At 39.9% G+C, this 2,128-nt stretch carries 3 protein-coding genes; all 3 read right to left on the reverse strand.

Annotated features, from left to right (window positions below; translation table 11 throughout):
- Positions 1-126: 126 nt before the first annotated feature.
- A complete protein-coding gene (locus ACFPXP_RS08180; protein ID WP_379893745.1) occupies positions 127-1,590 on the reverse strand; it encodes a Cas10/Cmr2 second palm domain-containing protein in 1,464 nt (487 codons plus the stop codon).
- Positions 1,587-1,934, reverse strand: a complete 348-nt coding sequence (locus ACFPXP_RS08185; protein ID WP_379893746.1) for a hypothetical protein — start codon at positions 1,932-1,934, stop codon at positions 1,587-1,589. The genes ACFPXP_RS08180 and ACFPXP_RS08185 overlap by 4 nt, the downstream gene beginning before the upstream one ends.
- 108 nt (positions 1,935-2,042) lie before the next feature.
- Positions 2,043-2,128, reverse strand: an 86-nt coding sequence (locus ACFPXP_RS08190; protein ID WP_379893747.1) for an IS3 family transposase, incomplete at its 5' end; no start/stop codon positions are given.

Genomic DNA, 2,128 nt, shown 5'->3' on the forward strand with positions numbered 1-2,128 from the left:
GAAGAAATGGACGGGGCGTATTCAAGGCTGGGGGCAAATCATCCTCCAACTATCCATTCATTTCGAGGAGCGCGTCACCCCTTATATCATTGATTAATAGAGTTTACACAAAATATTTGACAGTCCCTACCCTTTCAGTTTTTGGCGCTGCTTCAGTTCAAAGGTTAATTCTTTTTCTTTCTTTTTCTGCTTCTTTCCAGCCGAATTTTCTTTCCTATCGCTACTATGCGAACCCTTTTTGACTAGGAGCTTCCTTAACAGCTTTTCAATAATTATTAATTCGTACTCTCTCAGCTTTTGGTTGCTGCTATCCAAGTGCTCCGGCAATAAATGATACAGAACAGCGTTACTGTATTTAACATCACTACTGCTGATCGTCTTGTCGCTAATCTTACTTAATAACCCGTATAAAAAGTGATGTGCGGCAAAACCTTCTTGCATTGCTCCTTTCAGTAGCTTTACATCATCTTTAAAATAAGCCCATTCCGATTTCTTCTTGTCTGCGTCATAATCCTCGAAGACACAATCATTCATGCTTATCTTCATATAAGAGGACTTTTTAACCTTATCCTTGCTTAAATAAACCTTGGCTTCATCCAACTGATGATGTACTCGCTCATAGTAATACCGGATCGGTTCACGGTTGAAGGTAAAATCAATTCCTATGCTCAGTGAGAGCTGCGGCAAATTGGTCTTATGTTGTTTACCTAGGTTGTCTAACTCTTTATTCAATTGCTGCAAAATCTCTTTGCACAAGTTCACACCATCCAACAAATGAGCAGCAGTCACCGCGAAGAAGATGTCATCTCCAGCCATATATAACGGATATAGCTTGAAGTCCTTGTCCTTCTCCTTATATTTGGCAGTCATTTTATGTAAATGTTCAAGACTAATGTAATTGGACAACAAATCACTGATAGCCTTATAGATCGCATAGTCACTTAGTTGCTTAAATAAAGTCCCCATACCGTCTAGATCAGCCTTAATGACAGCAATCCGAAAATGGTTATCGTTATCCGCCTCTTGTTGGGAATAGAGCGCATTAATATTAGGCGAAAATGACGGATACTCCTTATCTAGATCAATGGATGATTGAAGTCCATTTTCCCCCGAGACGTCGGAAAACTGAAACAGAGAGTCTTGATGACGGGCTATAATCTCATTCAAGCAATTCTGCTGTCTAAGGCGGTCTTTACTCTCTTTAATTGCCTCTAGCTTATCTAGGTTTGTCGAAAGCTTCTTCTCAAAGACAACATATTTAACTAACAGTTGACCATTGAATGTTTTATAGTACTTTCTGAACAATCGGTCCAGCTTCTCTGAAATAAGTTCCCGCTCTAGTGAGGTGGTAAATACACACATGCCTGAGCATGTTAACAATTGATCCTCAATCTGACCGCTAAACTCACCAAATTCCCCCTCGATTCCAATGTCCCTAAAAAACCTCTCAGAGATTAATTGCGATGAATTTACGATCTCCCGAAGTGTTCCGCTATTGGCCTGGTTTTCCTGAATATACGCCTGCAGCACATAGTATAAAAATGTCTGTACTTTATCAATTGATACAGCAACGACAGATTGCCCCATCATGTATCCTTCCTCTCGGAATTAAATAGTCTGGCATATGCACGGTGCGGGAACAACAAAGGGTTGTTAATCAGCATTAACAATTGGTTCAGTTGGAAATTGAATGTGAGAAGCGATATTGGAGTTCCGTCTTCTTCTTTCACCTCGTAATCTTTCAGCTTGATATCCTTTAAGAGATCTTCGTTCCTGACTTCAAAATCATCAGGGTTCATTTTATGAAAATTAAGCTTTCTAAACCAGTCTTGCAGATTCCCTCCTGTATTATCCTCAATATCAATACGTCCTCCCTTGTCATCATTAACAGCAAGGAGTACAAAATCAAATTTTTGCTTGATCTCCTCGTCCACCTCCGGCTTTAATGCACATAAAATGCGAATAGGACATGTGGATTTCTGTGTGGGAACCGAGCCAATGTGGACCTCTGTCAATAGATTGGACACATAAAATCGAGAGAATTACGCAGCCGGATGAAACATACGTTCGTATTGATTTGGAGTGAAATACCCTATAGAGGAGTGGATTCTTTTTCCATTATAGAAGC

The organism is Marinicrinis lubricantis, from assembly GCF_042658665.1.
GTDB classification, from domain to species: Bacteria; Bacillota; Bacilli; order Paenibacillales; family KCTC-33676; genus Marinicrinis; species Marinicrinis lubricantis.